This window comes from Streptomyces sp. TAA486 (genome assembly GCF_000426165.1).
This window is the reverse complement of record NZ_KE384503.1, coordinates 229290-244408: the sequence shown is the minus strand read 5'-3', so window position 1 is coordinate 244408 and position 15119 is coordinate 229290. Positions and strand designations below refer to the sequence as shown.

Genomic DNA, 15119 nt, shown 5'->3' with positions numbered 1-15119 from the left:
CGGTGCCCACCCTCCGGTCGTCATGATCTGTACTACTTCCGCAGCTCGATGACCGTCTTGCCGATGCGAATCGGCGCTCCGGGCTGAATCGGCGTCGGTGTGGTGAGTCGGGTCCGGTCGAGATAGGTGCCGTTGGTGGACCCGAGATCCTCGACGATCCACTGGCCGTCTCGGTCCGGGTAGATCCTGGCATGCCTGCTCGAGGCGTAGTCGTCATCCAGCACGATTGTGGAATCGTGCGCACGGCCGAGCGTGATGGTCTGACCCTGCAGTGCCACCGTGGTGCCGGTCAACGACCCTTCGGTGACGACCAGCTTGCTGGGCGCGTTCCGCCGGCCACCGCTGCCGCGGCGGCCGCTCTGCTGGCGCGGGGGCTGCTGGCGCTGCTGCGGCCGCTGCCCTTCGGCCCGGCGAGCGGCGCGCTGCGTCACGCGCGTGCCGAACAGATCGCTGCGGATGACCTGCACGGCCACGATGACGAACAGCCACAGTACGGCGAGAAAACCCAGCCGCATGACCGTGAGGGTCAGCTCTGACATGCCCCCGCTTCACCCTTCGGCTTGCCGGTAAATGATCGTGGTGCTGCCCACGACGATGCGTGAACCGTCGCGGAGCGTAGCGCGAGTGGTGTGCTGTCCGTCCACCACGATGCCGTTCGTCGATCCGAGATCCTGGATCGACGCCGGGTCTCCCGCGCGGATCTCGCAGTGACGACGCGAGACCCCGGGGTCGTCGACGCGCACGTCGGCCTCGGTGCTGCGGCCCAGAACGAGGGTGGGGCGCGAGATCTGGTGGCGGTTGCCGTTGATCTCGATCCAGCGCCTCGTCTCGGCGCGCGGCATTGAGCCTCCGGCGCCGCCGGGCGCGAAACCGGGCGGCGGTCCCGCCGGCATGGGCGGTGCGCCTGCCGGGCTCGCCCCCGGCGGGTAACCGCCTTGACCGCCATAGGCGTTGTTCGGTGCGCCCGAAGCGCGCTGCGGCTGCTGCGAGGCGCTGGAGGCGAGGGTGCGGCTGCGCACACGGTAGAGACCGGTGTCGAGTTCCTCGGCCTTCTCCAGGTGGACCTTGACCGAGCCCATGAAGGTGTATCGCTGCTGCTTTGCGTAGTCGCGTACCATTCCGCCCAGTTCGTCACCCAGCTGACCGGAGTACGGGCTGAGGCGCTCGAAGTCAGGTGCGCTCAGTTCGACGATGAAGTCGTTCGGCACGACCGTCCGGTCGCGGTTCCAGATCGTCGCGTTGTTGTCGCATTCACGCTGGAGGGCGCCCGCGATCTCCACAGGCTGTACCTCGGACTTGAACACCTTCGCGAAGGTGCCGTTGACCAGACCCTCAAGTCGCTGCTCGAAGCGCTTCAGAACTCCCACGTTGCACCTCCTTCCCAGATGCCCTCGGCTCTAGTGCGCCTTCCAGTGTCACCCAGGGGCGCGCATGCTGTGTTCGTACGTCGGTCCGGTACTGCTTACTGATCGTATCCACGCGCGGGGGAAACGGGTGGTTCCCCAAGGGGGCCCGACGGAGGAGTGTCACCTCTCACACCTCGCACTCCCTCGTTCTCGCCGTCACACCCTCGCATGGATCGCACCGTCCTCGAAGCCAGTGTCCCGTAGTCGTACGGGCACCTGCGGGGGCGAACCGGGATGTGAAGCCACCGCTGCCAGCGTGCTAATCTTTTGGGCGTCGGCAGGCCCCTCAGGGTGCTCGTCCGGCCGTCTCCCCGCTCACGGCGGGGGGCACCCGATGCGCGGGTGGCGGAATAGGCAGACGCGCTGGATTCAGGTTCCAGTGTCCGAAAGGACGTGGGGGTTCAACTCCCCCCTCGCGCACACAGAGAGACACCGAGCGGGTCCCGGTCAGTGACGAAAGTCGCGGCGGGGCCCGCTTCGCGTTGGGTGTGTGCGTTGGGCGCCCGGCATGGGGCGCTCAAGTCTGTGCATTACGTCTCGAACCAGGACATTCCGGAGACAGGGCGGGCCTCTGCTCGGTGATCTTCAGTTGCGGTGACCGGAGTTGATCAAGCGGGAGCCTGAGGCTTCGATCGCCTCGGCGAGCGGGTTCTTCGTGTAGCCGTTGTAGCCCTCGACGCTGTTGCGGAGCCGGAAGTAGATCTTCTGCCACTCGCGAGTGCCGTACTCGAGGGCCGGCCAGCGCTCGGCGCCTTCCACCGGTGCCATGGTGATGCTGCGCTGTCGGCAGACCGTGACCGGCCCGACTGGGCTTGGCCCGGGGTCTACAAGGGGAGCTGAATCCCGCGGTTGCGTGTGCCCGGACTGAAGGCCCTGGTCGTAGCGGGAGTCGCGGGTGGCGGCGAAGGCCGCGTCATATCCGAGCAGGTACTTGGGCTTCTTCTTGCGAGAGGGCCTCTTCCTTGTTCCCTTTGCCTGCGCGCCCTTGGGTGAGCTCTGAGGAGGACGCATGACGTCTGCAACGGCAGACGCGTCGGGATCGCGGTGGTCGCCCTCACGCACGTACCAGCCGGCGTCTGGATCTGTGGCGAGTCCGGGACCGCTGGCCTTGCGTCCACGGGTGTACGTGCGGACCGGAGTGGCGTCAACTGCCTGGAATCGTCGGAGAGTTCGGAGAGCAGTTCCTTCAACCGCCGTACGGAGACGTCGAGTACGAACCCGTGAACAGTGCGAGCCGATGTTCGCGTGCAGCGAGAGCCTCCGGATCGCGGCCGATTGCAAGCGGGTGGCTTCCTGCCTTCCGGAAGGCTGAAATATCGGCTCCTGATCTCTTTTGAGTAAAGGGCCGGGGGGAGGGCCGCTGCCTGCGCGAGATCTTTGCATAGTCTAAAGGCGAAAGTAGCCTGTATCGGAAGTACTCGGGCTGCTCACTCGGGCTGTGACGTCTCTGGAGGGGGCATGACCGTAGAGAGGCCGACGCCCCGTTCCGCGGTGCTGGCGTGGATGCCGGTCGCGGTGATGTCCGTGGTGGCCGTGGCGGATGTCGTCGCCGGGGCGGGTGTGGGGTTCCTGCCGCTGGTCTCGCTCGGGCCGGCCTTCTCCGGGCTGGTCGGCGGATGGCGGCGTACTGCGCTGATCGGCACGGTGGCTCTGCTGTTGTGCATCGGACTCGGCTTGTACGACGGCCTCTTCGAAGAGCGCCGGGGGTTCACGGCGATGGTGTCGGTGGCGGGTGTCACCGGTGTAGGCATCGCCGCCGCCGTGATGCGCTCCCGCAGGGAGGCGGAGCTGGCCAGCGTGCGGTCGATCGCGGAGGTGGCTCAGCGAGTGCTGTTGCGGCCGGTACCGCGCGCTGCCGGCTCGCTGCAGGCGACGGTGTCATACACGTCGGCGGTCGCTGAGGCACGCATCGGCGGCGATCTGTACGAGGTGGTGGCCTCGCCGCACGGGACCCGGGTGATCGTCGGGGACGTGCAGGGCAAGGGGCTGGGCGCGGTCGAGACCGCTGCCGTCGTGCTCGGCGTCTTCCGGGAGGCCGCCCATGACGAGCCGGACCTGATGGTGGTGGGAGACCGGCTGGAGCGCAGTGTGGCCCGGGAGTTGGAAGGGGAGAAGTTCGTCACCGCCGTGCTCGCAGAGATCGGCCACGACGAGGCCGTCTTCCTCAACTACGGTCATCCGGCACCCATGCTTGTACATCATGACGGGACCGTCGACTTTCCGGAACCGCCTTCGTACGCCCTTCCCCTGGGTCTGGGTGCCTACAGCAATGAAGGAAGGAAGCCCTACCGGGTCAGCTTCACGCGCGGAGAACAGCTGCTGCTGTACACCGACGGCGTCACCGAGGCCCGGGATGCGAACGGTTCCTTCTACCCGCTCGGCGACCGGGCGGACCTGCTCAAGGAGCCCGACGCGGAACTCGCCCTCGAGAGCCTTCGCGAGGACCTGGTGCGGCATGCTGCCGGACCGCTCCACGACGACGCGGCCATGCTCCTTCTCCGCTATCACGATCACGCGGAAGGAAAATCTGTTCCTATCGAGTGAGGGGGCAGCGGTCCGGCACGGTACAAAGGACACATGGCGGAGCGCGAGATCCCCGCGGGGACCATGGACGACGTGGATGCGGTGACCCGGGCCGTCCTGACCGCGTCCCGCCTGCTGGTGGCGGTCTCCGCTCGCTCCCTTGCCGCGGTCGAGGAACGCGTGACGCTCCCTCAGTTCCGCATGCTGGTCGTGCTGTCCACTCGAGGCGCCACCAAGCTGGTCGCGCTCGCCGACCTGCTCCACGTGGCGCCGTCGACGGCCATGCGCATGGTCGACCGGCTCATCGCCGCGGGCCTCGCCGACCGGCAGACCAACCCTGACAACCGCCGCGAGACGCTGCTGCAACTCACCGAGGAAGGCCGTCGCACCGTCGAGGACGTCACCGCACGGCGCCGCGCCGAGATTGCCGAGATCGTCGCACGACTCGGCTCGACTCAGCGGCTGGCGCTCATCGAGGCCCTCAACGCGTTCAACAAGGCGGGAGGAGAGCCTCCGGCCCCGGCCCTGGACAACCCGGAACTGCATCCGCTCGGCTGGGTCGTGGACGGTGCTCTGGTGCGCGATGCGTGACACCCTCAACGGCAGCACGGCACGGCATTCCTGAAGGCACATGGCCGGGCAGGTTCACGTCTCCACTTTCCAACCCACCCGGACCAGCCGAGCGTTGACCGGGCAGCAGTGAATTGGTCAGCAGCATCGCTACCGACCGCCCCCACCGAATGGCTCACGGTTCACGGCGCATCTCTGTCACTTGGTCGACTCGACCTAGAGTGACGTGGTCCTCACCGAACTTCTCCTTCCTGTGAGTGCTCCTGTGCCGATGAGAGCGCGCGACGGCGGTCTTGTTCTGTTCCTGCTGCCCTACATCGCCATCGCGCTCGCCGTGGCCGCGGATCTGGCCGCAGGGCCGTCTCTCGGGCTGCTTCCGCTGCTTGCTCTTGGTCCGGCATTCGCCAGCTTGAAAGGCGGGCTGGTTCACGCAGTGAGTATCGGGCTGCTGTCGTTGGTCATCTCCATATTGCTCAGCCTGTACGATGGTCTGTTTGGAACCGAGCGCGGAGTCACCGCCTTGGTCGCAGTGTTGGGCACCGCCGTCGCGAGTCTGGTGGTGACGCGATTGCGGCAACGTCAGCAGCAGAAGTTGGCCCGGGCCCGCGCAGTCGCCAAGGTGGCGCATCGGATCCTGCTGGCCGAGGTGCCCGAGACGCTGGACGGCGTTCAGGTTGCTGTGTCCTACAGCTCGGCAACCCGGGATGCCCTGGTCGGAGGGGATTTCTACGAAGCGGTCCAGTGTCATGCCGGGGTGCGAGCCGTCGTAGGCGACGTTCAAGGCAAAGGCCTGAACGCGGTCGAGAGGGCCTTGGTGGTGCTCGGCGCCTGACGGCACGACAGAAGCACGCAACGCTGCCGGTCAGTTCTACCCACTCGCGGCGCGCGCCTCCGTGCTGAGGACGTCCGATGCCCGCGCTGCCCTCGAAGCCCTGCGCAGTGACGTCATCGCACACACTGGCGGTCCCCTCACCGACGACGCGGCCACGCTCCTCATCCGTCGCTGACGAACACCGGTTTGGCTCGCTGACGAGCGACGCCCGGGCGTGGATCCTGCGATGACAGCGTCTGCGGTGATGGAGGACGCGACGCTGATGGTCTGTTCGAGCACAGTGCAACCTTCAGCCAATGCAACGATCCTTGTCAGGTCCCGATGAAGCGTCGACGTCGCTCCCACCCACGTCACTAGGGTCCGTCACACACCGCGAGGAAGAGGAGGGCGGGATGCGGTCGGTCTTCGCAAATGGACGGGCGATCGGCACCGTGCTGGTCGTCATAGGTCTCGTGGCGACGCTTGCTGCGCTGGCGATGCCCACGCCCTGGTTGCAGGGAAACCGCAAGGTCGCCAAGGCGCGAGTCGGGTGGCAGGACGACGGAAAGGGAACGTGGAAGACGGAGTACGGGCCGCTGACCCCGATGGGACGTGACTTCATTCGGAAGGTGCGGGCGGCAGGCCTTTGGGAGCTTCCCGCCGGGCGCTCCGCTCAGGAACGGGGCACGACGAAGTCTGTGCGGATCGCGGGTGACCATCTTGTCGCAGGCCACACGGAGTTGGACAAGCGGGCCGTCAAAGCCGGTCGTTCGATGAAAGTTTCGCTCCCAACTCAGCCGACGGGGTCGCAGCAGGAGTACCTGGACGACATGGAGAAAGCCAGGGGCAAGGAGTTCGACAAGGTCCTCGTCAACCATCTGCGGAAGCAGCACGGCGTGGTCTTCGGACTCATCGGCCTGGTACGGGATCAGACTCGCAACTCGATGGTCCGGGCGTTGGCGACCAGGGCCAACACAATCGTCCTTGATCACATCACGGTCCTGGAAGACACAGGGCTTGTGAGGTTCGAGGAGCTGAACGACGTGAAGTGATCGGCACCGGTGTCTCAGCGTTGCCTTCCGCGTAAAGGATCACACCCACCGACAGCGGCAGCAGTGGCTGCAGCTTGGGCTCGGCTCCGAGGAGGGGAACACGGGTGATCCAGTGGACCGCCAGCGGGAGCAGGGCGCCCAGTGCCAGGCCGGCCACCAACTCCAGGACAACCGCGTCCAGTGAAGCCGTAGCGGTGTGCGACGACGGACCCGCTGCGGCGATGAGTACCAGGACGACGGGCAGCGCCAGGCCGTCGTTGGTGCCGCTTTCCACGTTCAGCAACTGCCGCAGACGAGCCGGGACTTCCTTGCGGCCTACGATCGCGGAGGCGAAGACAGGGTCGGTGGGCGACAGCACCGCGAACAGGGCCAGCTCCGCGGTCACGCTCGATGCCTGTTTTCGCGGAGCCGGCCCGTCTGCCACCGGACCGGCTCCGCCCGTGCAATCACGTAGTCGCGTTGTGCCGGGACCTCCCTTCGATGATTCGAGTGGGTGCATGCGGGTTCCGGGCCCAGGCTCTTCCCACCCCTTGGCGCATGGTCTGGATCAGATGGGCCTCCCTTGTCACGCTGACCGCTTCCTGCGTACAGCGAGAGCGACCCCGCCCACGACCAGGACGGAGCCCGCCGCGAGGACGATCAGCGCCATGGTGCGATCGAGCCCCAGGATCGTGTCGCTTCCGTCCGGCTCCGCTACCGGGGCGGGCTTCGCAAGATTCAGCCCCTGACAGGTGTCCGGAGCCGCCGCGGCCTTCGCGCCGTCGGCGACCTCGAACTGGAAGGAGCTGGTCTGACGGTCGCCGTCAGCCGCGGCGACGCGGTAGGTGAGTGTCGTAACCCCCGCGTGCAGACGGCCGACGGTGGCACAGACGACGGAATCGTCTGCCACCACGGGCTTCCCGACGGGCACCGAAACCCCCTTGGCGTCGGTCAGTTTGACCTTCGGCGTGGAGCCGGAAGCCAGTCCGGGGAACGTCAGCGAAATGACCCTCGTCCCCGTCCCGACCTTGGATCCCGGTGCCGGCGTCGCTTCCTGCAGCGGGCTGTGGGCCTGTGCGGGTACACCGGACAGGAGCAGCACGCACAGGCAACCCAGCAGGGCTGCGAGCGTCCTCAGAACTTGAAATCGACGCATGCGATCCGGTTGTCCTGAGACTTGTGGGGGTGCACGACGAGGGCGACAGCGTCCTTGCCGGTCTGCTTCTTGTTGTTCACCGTCGTCATGGCCGTTCCGTCCTTGCCGGCCTTGAACATCAGGTGGATCTCGTTCGGTGGCTTGGCCGGACCGCCCTTCTTGAACTGGAAGTGCTCACCGCCGTTGTCGGCGGAGCAGTGCTGCGCGTGCAGGTGCGCCATGTACGTGTCTCCCGGCTTCAGACCGGTCAGGGAGACGGTCACCGTGGTGCCTTTCGGACCCTGCGCCTGCCAGGCAGTGCCGTTCACGTCGTCCATACCGGGAGGGCGAGTGTCCAGCAGCTTGAACGGACCCTTGACGACGTCCGCGTCGGGGATCTTGCTGGCCGGTGTGGCCGACGGGTCCCCCATGGCCTTGCCGTGCATCCCGTCCATGCTCGTGGACGGAGACGCGGACGAGGCTCCGTCCGACTTCTTCTTTGAGGCGCTGTCGGAGGAGTCGCTTCCGCATCCGGACAGCAGGGCCGCCGTGGCGGCCACGACAGTGCAGCAGACCGCGAGACGGACGCGGGCCGGGCGCGGGGCCGTGCCCCGCTCGAACTTCATCGGTTGTGCCGCTGACGTGGTGTCATGCAGAGCCACATGACCGGATGTGCGGTGGTTCATAGAAAATCTCCTGATCGATGACGGAGGCCGGGTCTTCCCGAAGGCGTCACGGCACGCCGCTGCGGCGCACCGCGCGGGAGGGACACGACCCAGGGCCGGGGAACAGGCCGACGTACACAAGGGCTCGTCGACTGGCCGCCTGTTCCTCCTCGGTCACCGTCACCGCAGGGATCCGGTCGGTATCACGCCCGTACTGCGAGCAGCGCACCGGGAGACAGGCGACTTGCTGTGCAACGGCCCGGCGGCGGCCCTCTTCGGATGACGACGTGTTTCAGCACGGTGAGAGCGGGCTGGCGGTACTCCCCTCCGTGGACGACCGCCCGCCACGACGGAGTCCCGCCGCCGCTCCGCGCGTGCGAGAGGGCACGGAAGACACGGCGCAGCGGGGCGAACAGGACAGCTGCCAGTGCGCGGCCGATCCGATGGATCGCGGCTTCGCCTCGCCAGAGCCACAGCCCGCACAGACAGGCAGCAAGCAGATGCGCCAGCAGCATCCCGGCGGAACCCTCGTGCGTCACGGCGGACACCAAGGACGAGCTGGTGGATCCCATGGACCCCGTGCCAGCCATCGCGTCCCCGTGGTGCATTGCCACGCCCGCGTGGGAAACCGACATCGAATGTGCATGGGTGCCGTGGTGAGCATGAGCACTCGCCACGGCATCCGCTGCGTCCGACGGGCGCATCGCCCAGGGAGCGAAGGTGAACAGAAGGTGCAGCAACGCCTGCGCGAGGACCGTGGTCCCGACGATCGCCGGTGCGCCACGCTCCCGGCCGGTCAGCCACCACCCGACCAGAACACCGCCGACGAACGCGAGGCTCATCGCCCACCAGGGCAGGATCTCGGCCGACATCTGGGCGTGTCCCAGTGCCGTCGTCACGAGGCAGACGACCGCGAAGACCACGCAGCGGGCCAGGCGAACGATGTCAGCGGCCGGGGCGGCAGGGCCGGCTTCGAAGCACTCCCGACTCGCTCCGCCACCGTGGCGACGCGTCCGGGAGAGCATGTGACAACTCCTCGCAGCTCAGCGGGCTTCCGGCCTTGCAAGGAGTGCCGAGCGACCGTGCTCACTGCCTCACGCGGTCGTCTGCCTCCTGGGGAGTCCCTCGGGATCACGCGGACGGTACCGGAAGCCACGAGGCGAGGGGCGGCTTCTGGCACGGCAGTATCAAGGGTTCGGTCCGGGCCGCCTTCGGGTGGCCATGGGTGCAGCCGTCAGCTTGGAGATCATCAGGAGGACTGCGGCAGCGAGCGCACGCGGGCCCGGAACGTGCGGCCGCCCTTCCCGGCCTACTTTTCGATTCAGCTTGCCGAGGTGAGGCATGCACCATGCCTATGTGCTGAGTGCTCCAGTTTTCAGTTCAACGCAAAGAGGCTGTGCTGCCGCAGCCGTCGAGACGAGCGGACCTCCCGAACCGGAGCGAAGGCGGCGACCCTCGCCTTGCAGCCGAGGTCACCGCAGAGGTCGAGGCTGAACTCGTGGCCATCGAGCAGGCCGAACGGGGGGATCTCAGCGGTCGGGCCGGGCAGGCGGTGTTCCTGAGCCGTCGGGTGGCCGCACCTGTCCAAGTAGCCGCAGCCGATGGCGTGTTGCGCGATGCCCCCCTGGGGCATGGAGATGGTCGCCCGGATCGACCCGCTGCCGGAGCGGTCGCCGCTGCCCACTGGCTGCAGGCAGCAGCCGACGTGGTGGCAGACGCGTCCGGCCGCAACCCTGTCACGGTCGTGGTGGAGGCGGACAGGATCCAACCAGTCCCTATGCATCAGCAACCCGAGTCCTTGGGAGTGTCAGCAGCGGAGCGTCGCCCCGCCAGGCCGTCGGCGGGCTCATCCAGGACGCGCTCGAAGCGGCTGGCGCCGAGATGCGCAGGTTGCGTCAGCTTGGAGGCGGCGTGCCGGTCGGCGAACGAGCCAATGCTGATCGTGCCCTGGCGGACCAGTTCATGCGTCGGGCATCAGTCCGGCGGACTGGACGGAGGTGTGCCGCCGAGGGCGAGCGCAGCTGCGAGTGCCGAGACGGCGGCCAAGGCCAGGAAGAGGCCCGGGTATCCGCCGAGGGGGCCGGCGAGGGCGGCTCCCGCGAAGGGGGCGAGGCCGGTGGCGATGGTGACGGGGGCCGTGAGGAGTCCGCTGAGCTTGCCGTAGTGCGCGGCACCCCAGCGGTCGGTGACGGCGGTGGCGTGCAGGAGGGTGAGGTTGCCACGGACCATCCCGACTCCGATGGCGAGGGCGATCAGGAGGGTCACCGGTCCGGGGACGACGGCGAGCGCTGCCGTGGTGAGGCCACCCGCCGCGATGAGGACGCTGGTGCGCGTGGTGACACCGGTCCGGCGTGCGAAGGGTGCGTAGAAGATGCGGCCCAGGGTCTGGCCGAGGCCGCCGAGCCCGAGTGCCCAGGCTGCCTGCGTGGAGGTGGCTCCGCGTTCGTTCAGCAGCGGGACGATGCCGATGACGACGGCGAAGGACGAGAGCGCGGAGAGCGTCAGCGCAACGGCCAGCAGCACGAAGGGCCGCGTGCGGGCGACCGGCCTCGTGGGCTTCGCTCCCGGCCCGGGCCGGGCCGCCGCGTGCGGGACGTCGGGTGCGGGGGGCCATGGGGCTCGCAGGGCCAGCGCGTGCGCGGGGACTGTGACCAGAGCCAGGATCAGGGCCAGGGTGGCGTAGGCGGCGCGCCAGCTCAGGTGCTCGATGAGTGCGGCCGTGATGGGCGCGAAGACGGTGCTGGCCAGTCCGCCGGCCAGGGTCAGGATCGTCAGACCGCGGACACGGTCGCCGCCCCACCAGCGGGTGACGGCGGCGAACGCCGGAGGGTAGAGCGTCCCGGCCATGGCCACTCCCGCGCACAGCCAAGCTCCAGCGAACACAAGGAAGTTGGGGGCCGCGGCGATGCCCAGCACCGACGCCGTGCCCAGTACGGATCCGATGGTCATCACCGCGCGGGGGCCTCTGCGGTCCAGTACGCGCCCCACGGGGATGCCGACCAGGGCTGAGACGAGGAGGGCGGCGGAGAAGGCTCCGGTCGCTGCCGTGCCCGACCATCCGGTCTCGGCCGTCAGGTGAGGCAGCAGCACGGGGAAGGCGTAGTAGAGGACACCCCAGCTGGAGATCTGGGTGATGCACAAGGCGGGCAGGACGAAGCGGGGCCGCGGCCGGTCCCCCGTTCCGGTCGCGGTCCCGTCGGCTTCGAAAGCCTCCTTCCGCACCTAGCAGCAGCCGGAGGTGACGGCGTCGCGTCGGCCGTCATCGCCGGCGTCGGCGCAGCATGTGCTGCCCTTCTGTTTGCTGAGTGAGCCGGCGTCGGCCTTGACGACGTAGACCTCCCAGGGCTCCTTGCCGGGGCCGTGCACCCAGACCTTGTCCTGGAGGGCGTAGCAGCAAGTCGTGTCGTTCTCCTCCGTCGTGGCCAGGCCCGCTTCCGACAGGCGGGCGGTTGCGGCGTTCACTGCCTCGGAGGATTCGACTTCGACTCCCAGGTGGTCCATGCGGGTCTCCTCTCCCGCCTGGCCCTCGATGAGGACGAGCTTGAGCGGGGGCTCGGTCAGAGCGAAGTTGGCGTATCCGTCGCGGAGTTTCGCAGGTTCGGACCCGAAAAGCCTGCTGTAGAAGGCGACGGAAGCGTCCAGATCAGGGACGCGGAGTGCGAGTTGCAGGCGGGACATGGTGCACCTCCTTGTAGGTGTGCGGTCGTCAGCAGCCGCCGGGGGCAGCGGGGGCTGACGCTTGTGCGATGTGGGCGGTGGCGGGGGTGGAGCAGCAGCCGCCGCCGCCTTCGTCTCCTGCTGTGTTCTGTGCCGCGTCGGCCTCGGGAACATCGAGGCCGGTGCCGCTGCAGACTCCGGTCTCCGGCAGGGTCAGCTCGACGCGCTCGGCGGCCTCTCGGTCGCCGGCGAGCGCCGCGGCGATGGAGCGGACCTGTTCGTAGCCGGTCATCGCCAAGAAGGTCGGAGCGCGGCCGTAGCTCTTCATCCCCGCGAGATAGACGTTCTCCTCCGGGTGAGCCAGTTCCTTCTCGCCATGGGGGTAGACGGTGCCGCAGGAGTGGACGTTGGGGTCGATCAACGGGGCCAGCTCCACGGGAGCTTGGAGCCGCTCGTCCAGCCCCAGGCGCAGTTCGTCGAGGAAGGACAGGTCGGGGCGGAGGCCGGTCAGGGCGATGATCTGATCGACTGGTTCGAGGCGGCGGCCGTCCTCCGCCGCCAGCACGATCTGCCCGTCGGCCTCTTCGACCGCGGCGGTACGGAATCCCGTGATCGCTTCGGCGTATCCCTCGTCGACGGCGGCCTTGGCGCGCAACCCGAGCGCGCCGCGGGCGGGCAGCTGGTCGGCCTCGCCGCCGCCGAAGGTGCTCTCACCCATGCCCCGTCGCAGGATCCAGGACGCGCGGGTGCCCGGCTGCTCCTTCGCCAGCTCGGCGAGCTGGGCGAGCGCGGTGAACGCCGAGGCACCGGAGCCGATCACGGCGGTGCGCCTACCCGCATAACGGGCCCGTGCGGCGGGGTTGTTGAGGTCGGGGATGCGGTAGGTGATGCGGTCTGCTGCGGCCCTTTCCCCCGGGGCGGGGAGACCGTCGCCGCCGAGAGGGCTCGGGGTCGCCCACGTGCCGGACGCGTCGATGACGGCGCGCGCGGTCAGACGCTCGTCACGACCGTCGGCAGTGACGAGATGGACGGTGAAGGGCTGCTCCTCGCGGTCGGCGTCGACGACGCGGTCGCGTCCGTTGCGTGAGACGCCGGTGACGCGGGTTCCGTAGCGGACGTGCTCGCCGAGTGCGTCGGCGAGCGGCTGGAGGTAGTGCTTGGCCCAGTCGCCGCCGGAGGGGTAGGCGGCGCCGTCGGGGCGGATCCAGCCGGTGGGGGCCAGGAGCTTCTCGGCGGCCGGGTCGATGACTTCGGCCCACGGAGAGAACAACCGCACATGGCTCCACTCCCGCACCGCCGTACCCGCACTGGGGCCTGTCTCCAGCACCAGCGGGTTCTGCTCCCGGGCGACGAGGTGGGCCGCGGCGGCCAGGCCGACCGGCCCGGCTCCGATCACCACGACGGGCAGTGCGGCGGTGGACTCGTTCACGATGGCTCCCCGACTTGATTCGACTTCTGTCTATGGCTTGCACTGCCAGCATCACACCTGCTTCGATAGCTGTCAACATAGACATTCATCAAAACAGAGATTCGAACCAAGGATGGACGATGGAGAACTTCGACGTGGTGATCGTCGGCGGTGGGCAGTCCGGCCTGGTCGCGGCTCATGCTCTGCGGCAGCGCGGACTGCGGCCGGTCGTGCTGGAAGCGAATGAGCAGGCGGCGGGGTCCTGGCCGCGCTACTACGACAGCCTCACTCTCTTCTCCCCGGCTCGGTACAGCTCCCTGCCGGGGATGCCCTTCGGCGGTGACCCGGACCGCTATCCCCGCCGGGACGAGGTGGTCGCCTACCTCCTGCGTTATGCGGATCAGCTGGACGCGGAGATCCGCACCGGTCAGCGAGTCACAGCAGTCCGCCGCGACGGCGAGGGATTCATCCTCCACCTCGACGGCGGAAGACGGCTGGGTGGGAGGGCTGTCGTTGCCGCCACCGGCAGTTTCGGCCGTCCCTACCGTCCCGACCTGACGGGCCTGGACTCCTTCACCGGAAGGCTGCTCCACGTCGCGGACTACCGCTTCCCTGAGCCGTTCGCGGGACAGCGCGTCATCGTGGTCGGTGCCGGCAACTCCGCCGTGCAAGTAGCGGCAGAACTCGCCACGTGCGCTCGAGTCACCCTTGCGAGCCGTGCCCCGGTGCGGTGGGCCGAGCAGCAGCCCTTCGGGGAGCGTGACCTGCACTTCTGGCTGGCCGTCAGCGGCCTCGACACCGCTCCCCTGGGGCGCTTCGTGCGCAGGCCGCCGACCCAGATGGTCATCGACGACGGCCGCTATCGGGCCGCGCTCGCGGCTGGGCGCCCCTGACCGTCGGGCGATGTTCGTCGGCATCAAAGGCTCCAAGGTGACCTGGAGTGAAGGCGGCGTCGAGGACATCGACACCATCGTGCTTGCCACCGGTTACCGTCCCGACCTCGGCTACCTGGCACCGCTGGGGGTTCTCGACGAGCAAGGACTCCCGCTTCACCGCGACGGCGCTTCGCGCGCCGACCCGGCTGTGGCGTACGTGGGCCTCGAGTGGCAGCGCAGCCTTTCCTCTGCCTCGCTCCGTGGTGTCGGACGGGACGCCCAGCGCATGGCGAGGCGTCTCTCGGCGCATCTCGCCGGGACGTAGGGGTCAGGCCCGATGTTTTCGATGTATGTCAAAATAGACGTATGTCGAATGCGAAGGCGTTGCCGCTGATCGGGACGGACGTGGCGCTGTGTTGCCCGCCGCTGAATGAGCGGCCGCTGACGGCGGAGGAGGCAGAGCGGTCTGCCGCGATGTTCAAGGCGCTTGGTGACCCGGTGCGGCTGCGGCTCTTCTCCCAGATCGCTTCCCATGCCGGCGGCGAGGCCTGCGTCTGCGACATCTCCGACGTCGGTGTCTCGCAGCCCACCGTCAGCCACCACCTGAAGAAGCTGCGTGAGGCCGGGCTTCTGACCTCCGAGCGGCGGGGCACATGGGTGTACTACCGCGTCGCCCCGAGCGTGATGGCCTCCATTGCGCGCAGCTTCTCCGTCTCCGGATGACAAGGCCAAGGCAGGTCGTCCGCGCGGCTGTTGAGGGTCAGCGACCCCTCCGGTCAGTAGCGCCGAGTTCGACGTTCCCAGACAGCGGCGTGGGCCCGGCCGTCCCTTCGGCCTTCCGGAAAGGGTGGATTGCGGTCGTCCGTACGGCCCCAGGCGTGCGATCTCCGATCGTCCCCTGAGATTCCGGCCCATAGCGTGATCAAGGCCATCGCCAGTTCGCTATCGAGTGCACTGCAGGAGGTCGTCTTGTCGGACATCGAGGGACACAGAGCGCCAGACGAGGGAACCACGGGTCGACGCCGGAACGGTGAGCGT

Annotated in this window: 17 protein-coding genes, 1 tRNA gene and 2 pseudogenes; 9 read left to right on the top strand and 11 right to left on the bottom strand. The window is 68.2% G+C overall.

The features are described 5' to 3' along the window. Positions 1-32 precede the first annotated feature (32 nt). Together I004_RS0128905 and I004_RS0128900 are read right to left on the bottom strand one after the other, a co-directional pair. Positions 33-539 carry an FHA domain-containing protein FhaB/FipA gene (locus I004_RS0128905; RefSeq protein WP_028438325.1) on the bottom strand — a complete coding sequence of 169 codons (507 nt, stop codon included), beginning with the start codon at positions 537-539 and terminating at the stop codon, positions 33-35. 9 nt (positions 540-548) lie between these two features. Further along, positions 549-1367: a DUF3662 and FHA domain-containing protein gene (locus I004_RS0128900; protein ID WP_028438324.1), complete on the bottom strand. Its 819-nt coding sequence runs from the start codon at positions 1365-1367 to the stop codon at positions 549-551. A gap of 375 nt (positions 1368-1742) precedes the next feature. Here I004_RS0128900 and I004_RS0128895 point away from each other — a divergent pair. Further along, a tRNA-Leu gene (locus tag I004_RS0128895) sits at positions 1743-1826 on the top strand. 165 nt (positions 1827-1991) lie between these two features. Here I004_RS0128895 and I004_RS0128890 read toward each other — a convergent pair. Continuing rightward, on the bottom strand, positions 1992-2174 hold the full coding sequence (locus I004_RS0128890) for a hypothetical protein (RefSeq protein WP_028438323.1): 183 nt from the start codon (positions 2172-2174) through the stop codon (positions 1992-1994). A 690-nt stretch (positions 2175-2864) separates the two neighbouring features. Between I004_RS0128890 and I004_RS0128885 the strand changes: the two genes are divergently transcribed. The 5 genes and pseudogenes from I004_RS0128885 to I004_RS0128870 all read left to right on the top strand — a co-directional run bounded on the left by I004_RS0128885 (position 2865) and on the right by I004_RS0128870 (position 6362). Then, positions 2865-3950 carry a PP2C family protein-serine/threonine phosphatase gene (locus I004_RS0128885; RefSeq protein WP_028438322.1) on the top strand — a complete coding sequence of 362 codons (1086 nt, stop codon included), beginning with the start codon at positions 2865-2867 and terminating at the stop codon, positions 3948-3950. 33 nt (positions 3951-3983) lie between these two features. Beyond that, positions 3984-4520, top strand: a complete 537-nt coding sequence (locus I004_RS0128880) for a MarR family transcriptional regulator (protein ID WP_028438321.1) — start codon at positions 3984-3986, stop codon at positions 4518-4520. A 250-nt stretch (positions 4521-4770) separates the two neighbouring features. Next, on the top strand, positions 4771-5331 hold the full coding sequence (locus I004_RS0128875) for a PP2C family serine/threonine-protein phosphatase (RefSeq protein WP_028438320.1): 561 nt from the start codon (positions 4771-4773) through the stop codon (positions 5329-5331). 58 nt (positions 5332-5389) lie between these two features. Continuing rightward, positions 5390-5506, top strand: a pseudogene (locus I004_RS40605) (hypothetical protein); the annotation flags it as partial. Positions 5507-5723: 217 nt separating this feature from the next. Beyond that, complete coding sequence (locus tag I004_RS0128870) at positions 5724-6362, top strand: DUF4142 domain-containing protein (protein ID WP_028438319.1); 639 nt, start codon at positions 5724-5726, stop codon at positions 6360-6362. A 28-nt stretch (positions 6363-6390) separates the two neighbouring features. Here the strand turns inward: I004_RS0128870 and I004_RS40600 are convergent. The 8 genes and pseudogenes from I004_RS40600 to I004_RS0128830 all read right to left on the bottom strand — a co-directional run. Continuing rightward, positions 6391-6744 (bottom strand): annotated as a pseudogene (locus I004_RS40600) (cation:proton antiporter domain-containing protein); the annotation flags it as partial. Between the two features lie 183 nt (positions 6745-6927). Further along, positions 6928-7497: a copper resistance CopC family protein gene (locus I004_RS0128860; RefSeq protein WP_028438317.1), complete on the bottom strand. Its 570-nt coding sequence runs from the start codon at positions 7495-7497 to the stop codon at positions 6928-6930. Further along, positions 7476-8162 (bottom strand): superoxide dismutase family protein, encoded by a 687-nt coding sequence (locus I004_RS0128855; protein WP_486580573.1) that lies wholly within the window; start codon positions 8160-8162, stop codon positions 7476-7478. Before I004_RS0128855 ends, I004_RS0128860 begins: the two co-directional genes overlap by 22 nt. Before the next feature lie 182 nt (positions 8163-8344). Continuing rightward, positions 8345-9166: a hypothetical protein gene (locus tag I004_RS36825; protein WP_051345562.1), complete on the bottom strand. Its 822-nt coding sequence runs from the start codon at positions 9164-9166 to the stop codon at positions 8345-8347. A 350-nt stretch (positions 9167-9516) separates the two neighbouring features. Next, positions 9517-9825 (bottom strand): hypothetical protein, encoded by a 309-nt coding sequence (locus I004_RS0128845; RefSeq protein ID WP_486580572.1) that lies wholly within the window; start codon positions 9823-9825, stop codon positions 9517-9519. 290 nt (positions 9826-10115) lie between these two features. Further along, positions 10116-11363: an MFS transporter gene (locus I004_RS36820; RefSeq protein ID WP_037978226.1), complete on the bottom strand. Its 1248-nt coding sequence runs from the start codon at positions 11361-11363 to the stop codon at positions 10116-10118. Continuing rightward, complete coding sequence (locus tag I004_RS0128835) at positions 11364-11819, bottom strand: ArsI/CadI family heavy metal resistance metalloenzyme (RefSeq protein WP_028438314.1); 456 nt, start codon at positions 11817-11819, stop codon at positions 11364-11366. A gap of 28 nt (positions 11820-11847) precedes the next feature. Continuing rightward, a complete protein-coding gene (locus I004_RS0128830; protein WP_028438313.1) occupies positions 11848-13227 on the bottom strand; it encodes an NAD(P)-binding domain-containing protein in 1380 nt (459 codons plus the stop codon). A 119-nt stretch (positions 13228-13346) separates the two neighbouring features. Here I004_RS0128830 and I004_RS36815 point away from each other — a divergent pair, with 119 nt between their 5' ends. The 3 genes from I004_RS36815 to I004_RS0128820 are packed head-to-tail and all read left to right on the top strand — an operon-like array spanning position 13347 to position 14804. Beyond that, positions 13347-14099, top strand: a complete 753-nt coding sequence (locus I004_RS36815; protein WP_486580569.1) for a flavin-containing monooxygenase — start codon at positions 13347-13349, stop codon at positions 14097-14099. A gap of 10 nt (positions 14100-14109) precedes the next feature. Then, positions 14110-14406: a hypothetical protein gene (locus I004_RS40595; RefSeq protein ID WP_486580567.1), complete on the top strand. Its 297-nt coding sequence runs from the start codon at positions 14110-14112 to the stop codon at positions 14404-14406. A gap of 41 nt (positions 14407-14447) precedes the next feature. Next, a complete protein-coding gene (locus I004_RS0128820) occupies positions 14448-14804 on the top strand; it encodes a metalloregulator ArsR/SmtB family transcription factor (RefSeq protein ID WP_028438312.1) in 357 nt (118 codons plus the stop codon). Positions 14805-15119: the final 315 nt, after the last annotated feature.

Bases quoted from the DNA above. Each gene is read 5' to 3' on its own strand.
- I004_RS0128890 (WP_028438323.1), bottom strand. From the start codon at position 2,174: ATGGCACCGGTGGAAGGCGCCGAGCGCTGGCCGGCCCTCGAGTACGGC.
- I004_RS0128875 (WP_028438320.1), top strand. From the start codon at position 4,771: ATGAGAGCGCGCGACGGCGGTCTTGTTCTGTTCCTGCTGCCCTACATC.
- I004_RS0128855 (WP_486580573.1), bottom strand. From the start codon at position 8,162: ATGAACCACCGCACATCCGGTCATGTGGCTCTGCATGACACCACGTCA.
- I004_RS36815 (WP_486580569.1), top strand. From the start codon at position 13,347: ATGGAGAACTTCGACGTGGTGATCGTCGGCGGTGGGCAGTCCGGCCTG.
- I004_RS0128835 (WP_028438314.1), bottom strand. From the start codon at position 11,819: ATGTCCCGCCTGCAACTCGCACTCCGCGTCCCTGATCTGGACGCTTCC.
- I004_RS36825 (WP_051345562.1), bottom strand. From the start codon at position 9,166: ATGCTCTCCCGGACGCGTCGCCACGGTGGCGGAGCGAGTCGGGAGTGC.
- I004_RS0128860 (WP_028438317.1), bottom strand. From the start codon at position 7,497: ATGCGTCGATTTCAAGTTCTGAGGACGCTCGCAGCCCTGCTGGGTTGC.
- I004_RS40595 (WP_486580567.1), top strand. From the start codon at position 14,110: ATGTTCGTCGGCATCAAAGGCTCCAAGGTGACCTGGAGTGAAGGCGGC.
- I004_RS0128885 (WP_028438322.1), top strand. From the start codon at position 2,865: ATGACCGTAGAGAGGCCGACGCCCCGTTCCGCGGTGCTGGCGTGGATG.
- I004_RS0128820 (WP_028438312.1), top strand. From the start codon at position 14,448: ATGTCGAATGCGAAGGCGTTGCCGCTGATCGGGACGGACGTGGCGCTG.
- I004_RS0128870 (WP_028438319.1), top strand. From the start codon at position 5,724: ATGCGGTCGGTCTTCGCAAATGGACGGGCGATCGGCACCGTGCTGGTC.
- I004_RS0128880 (WP_028438321.1), top strand. From the start codon at position 3,984: ATGGCGGAGCGCGAGATCCCCGCGGGGACCATGGACGACGTGGATGCG.
- I004_RS0128905 (WP_028438325.1), bottom strand. From the start codon at position 539: ATGTCAGAGCTGACCCTCACGGTCATGCGGCTGGGTTTTCTCGCCGTA.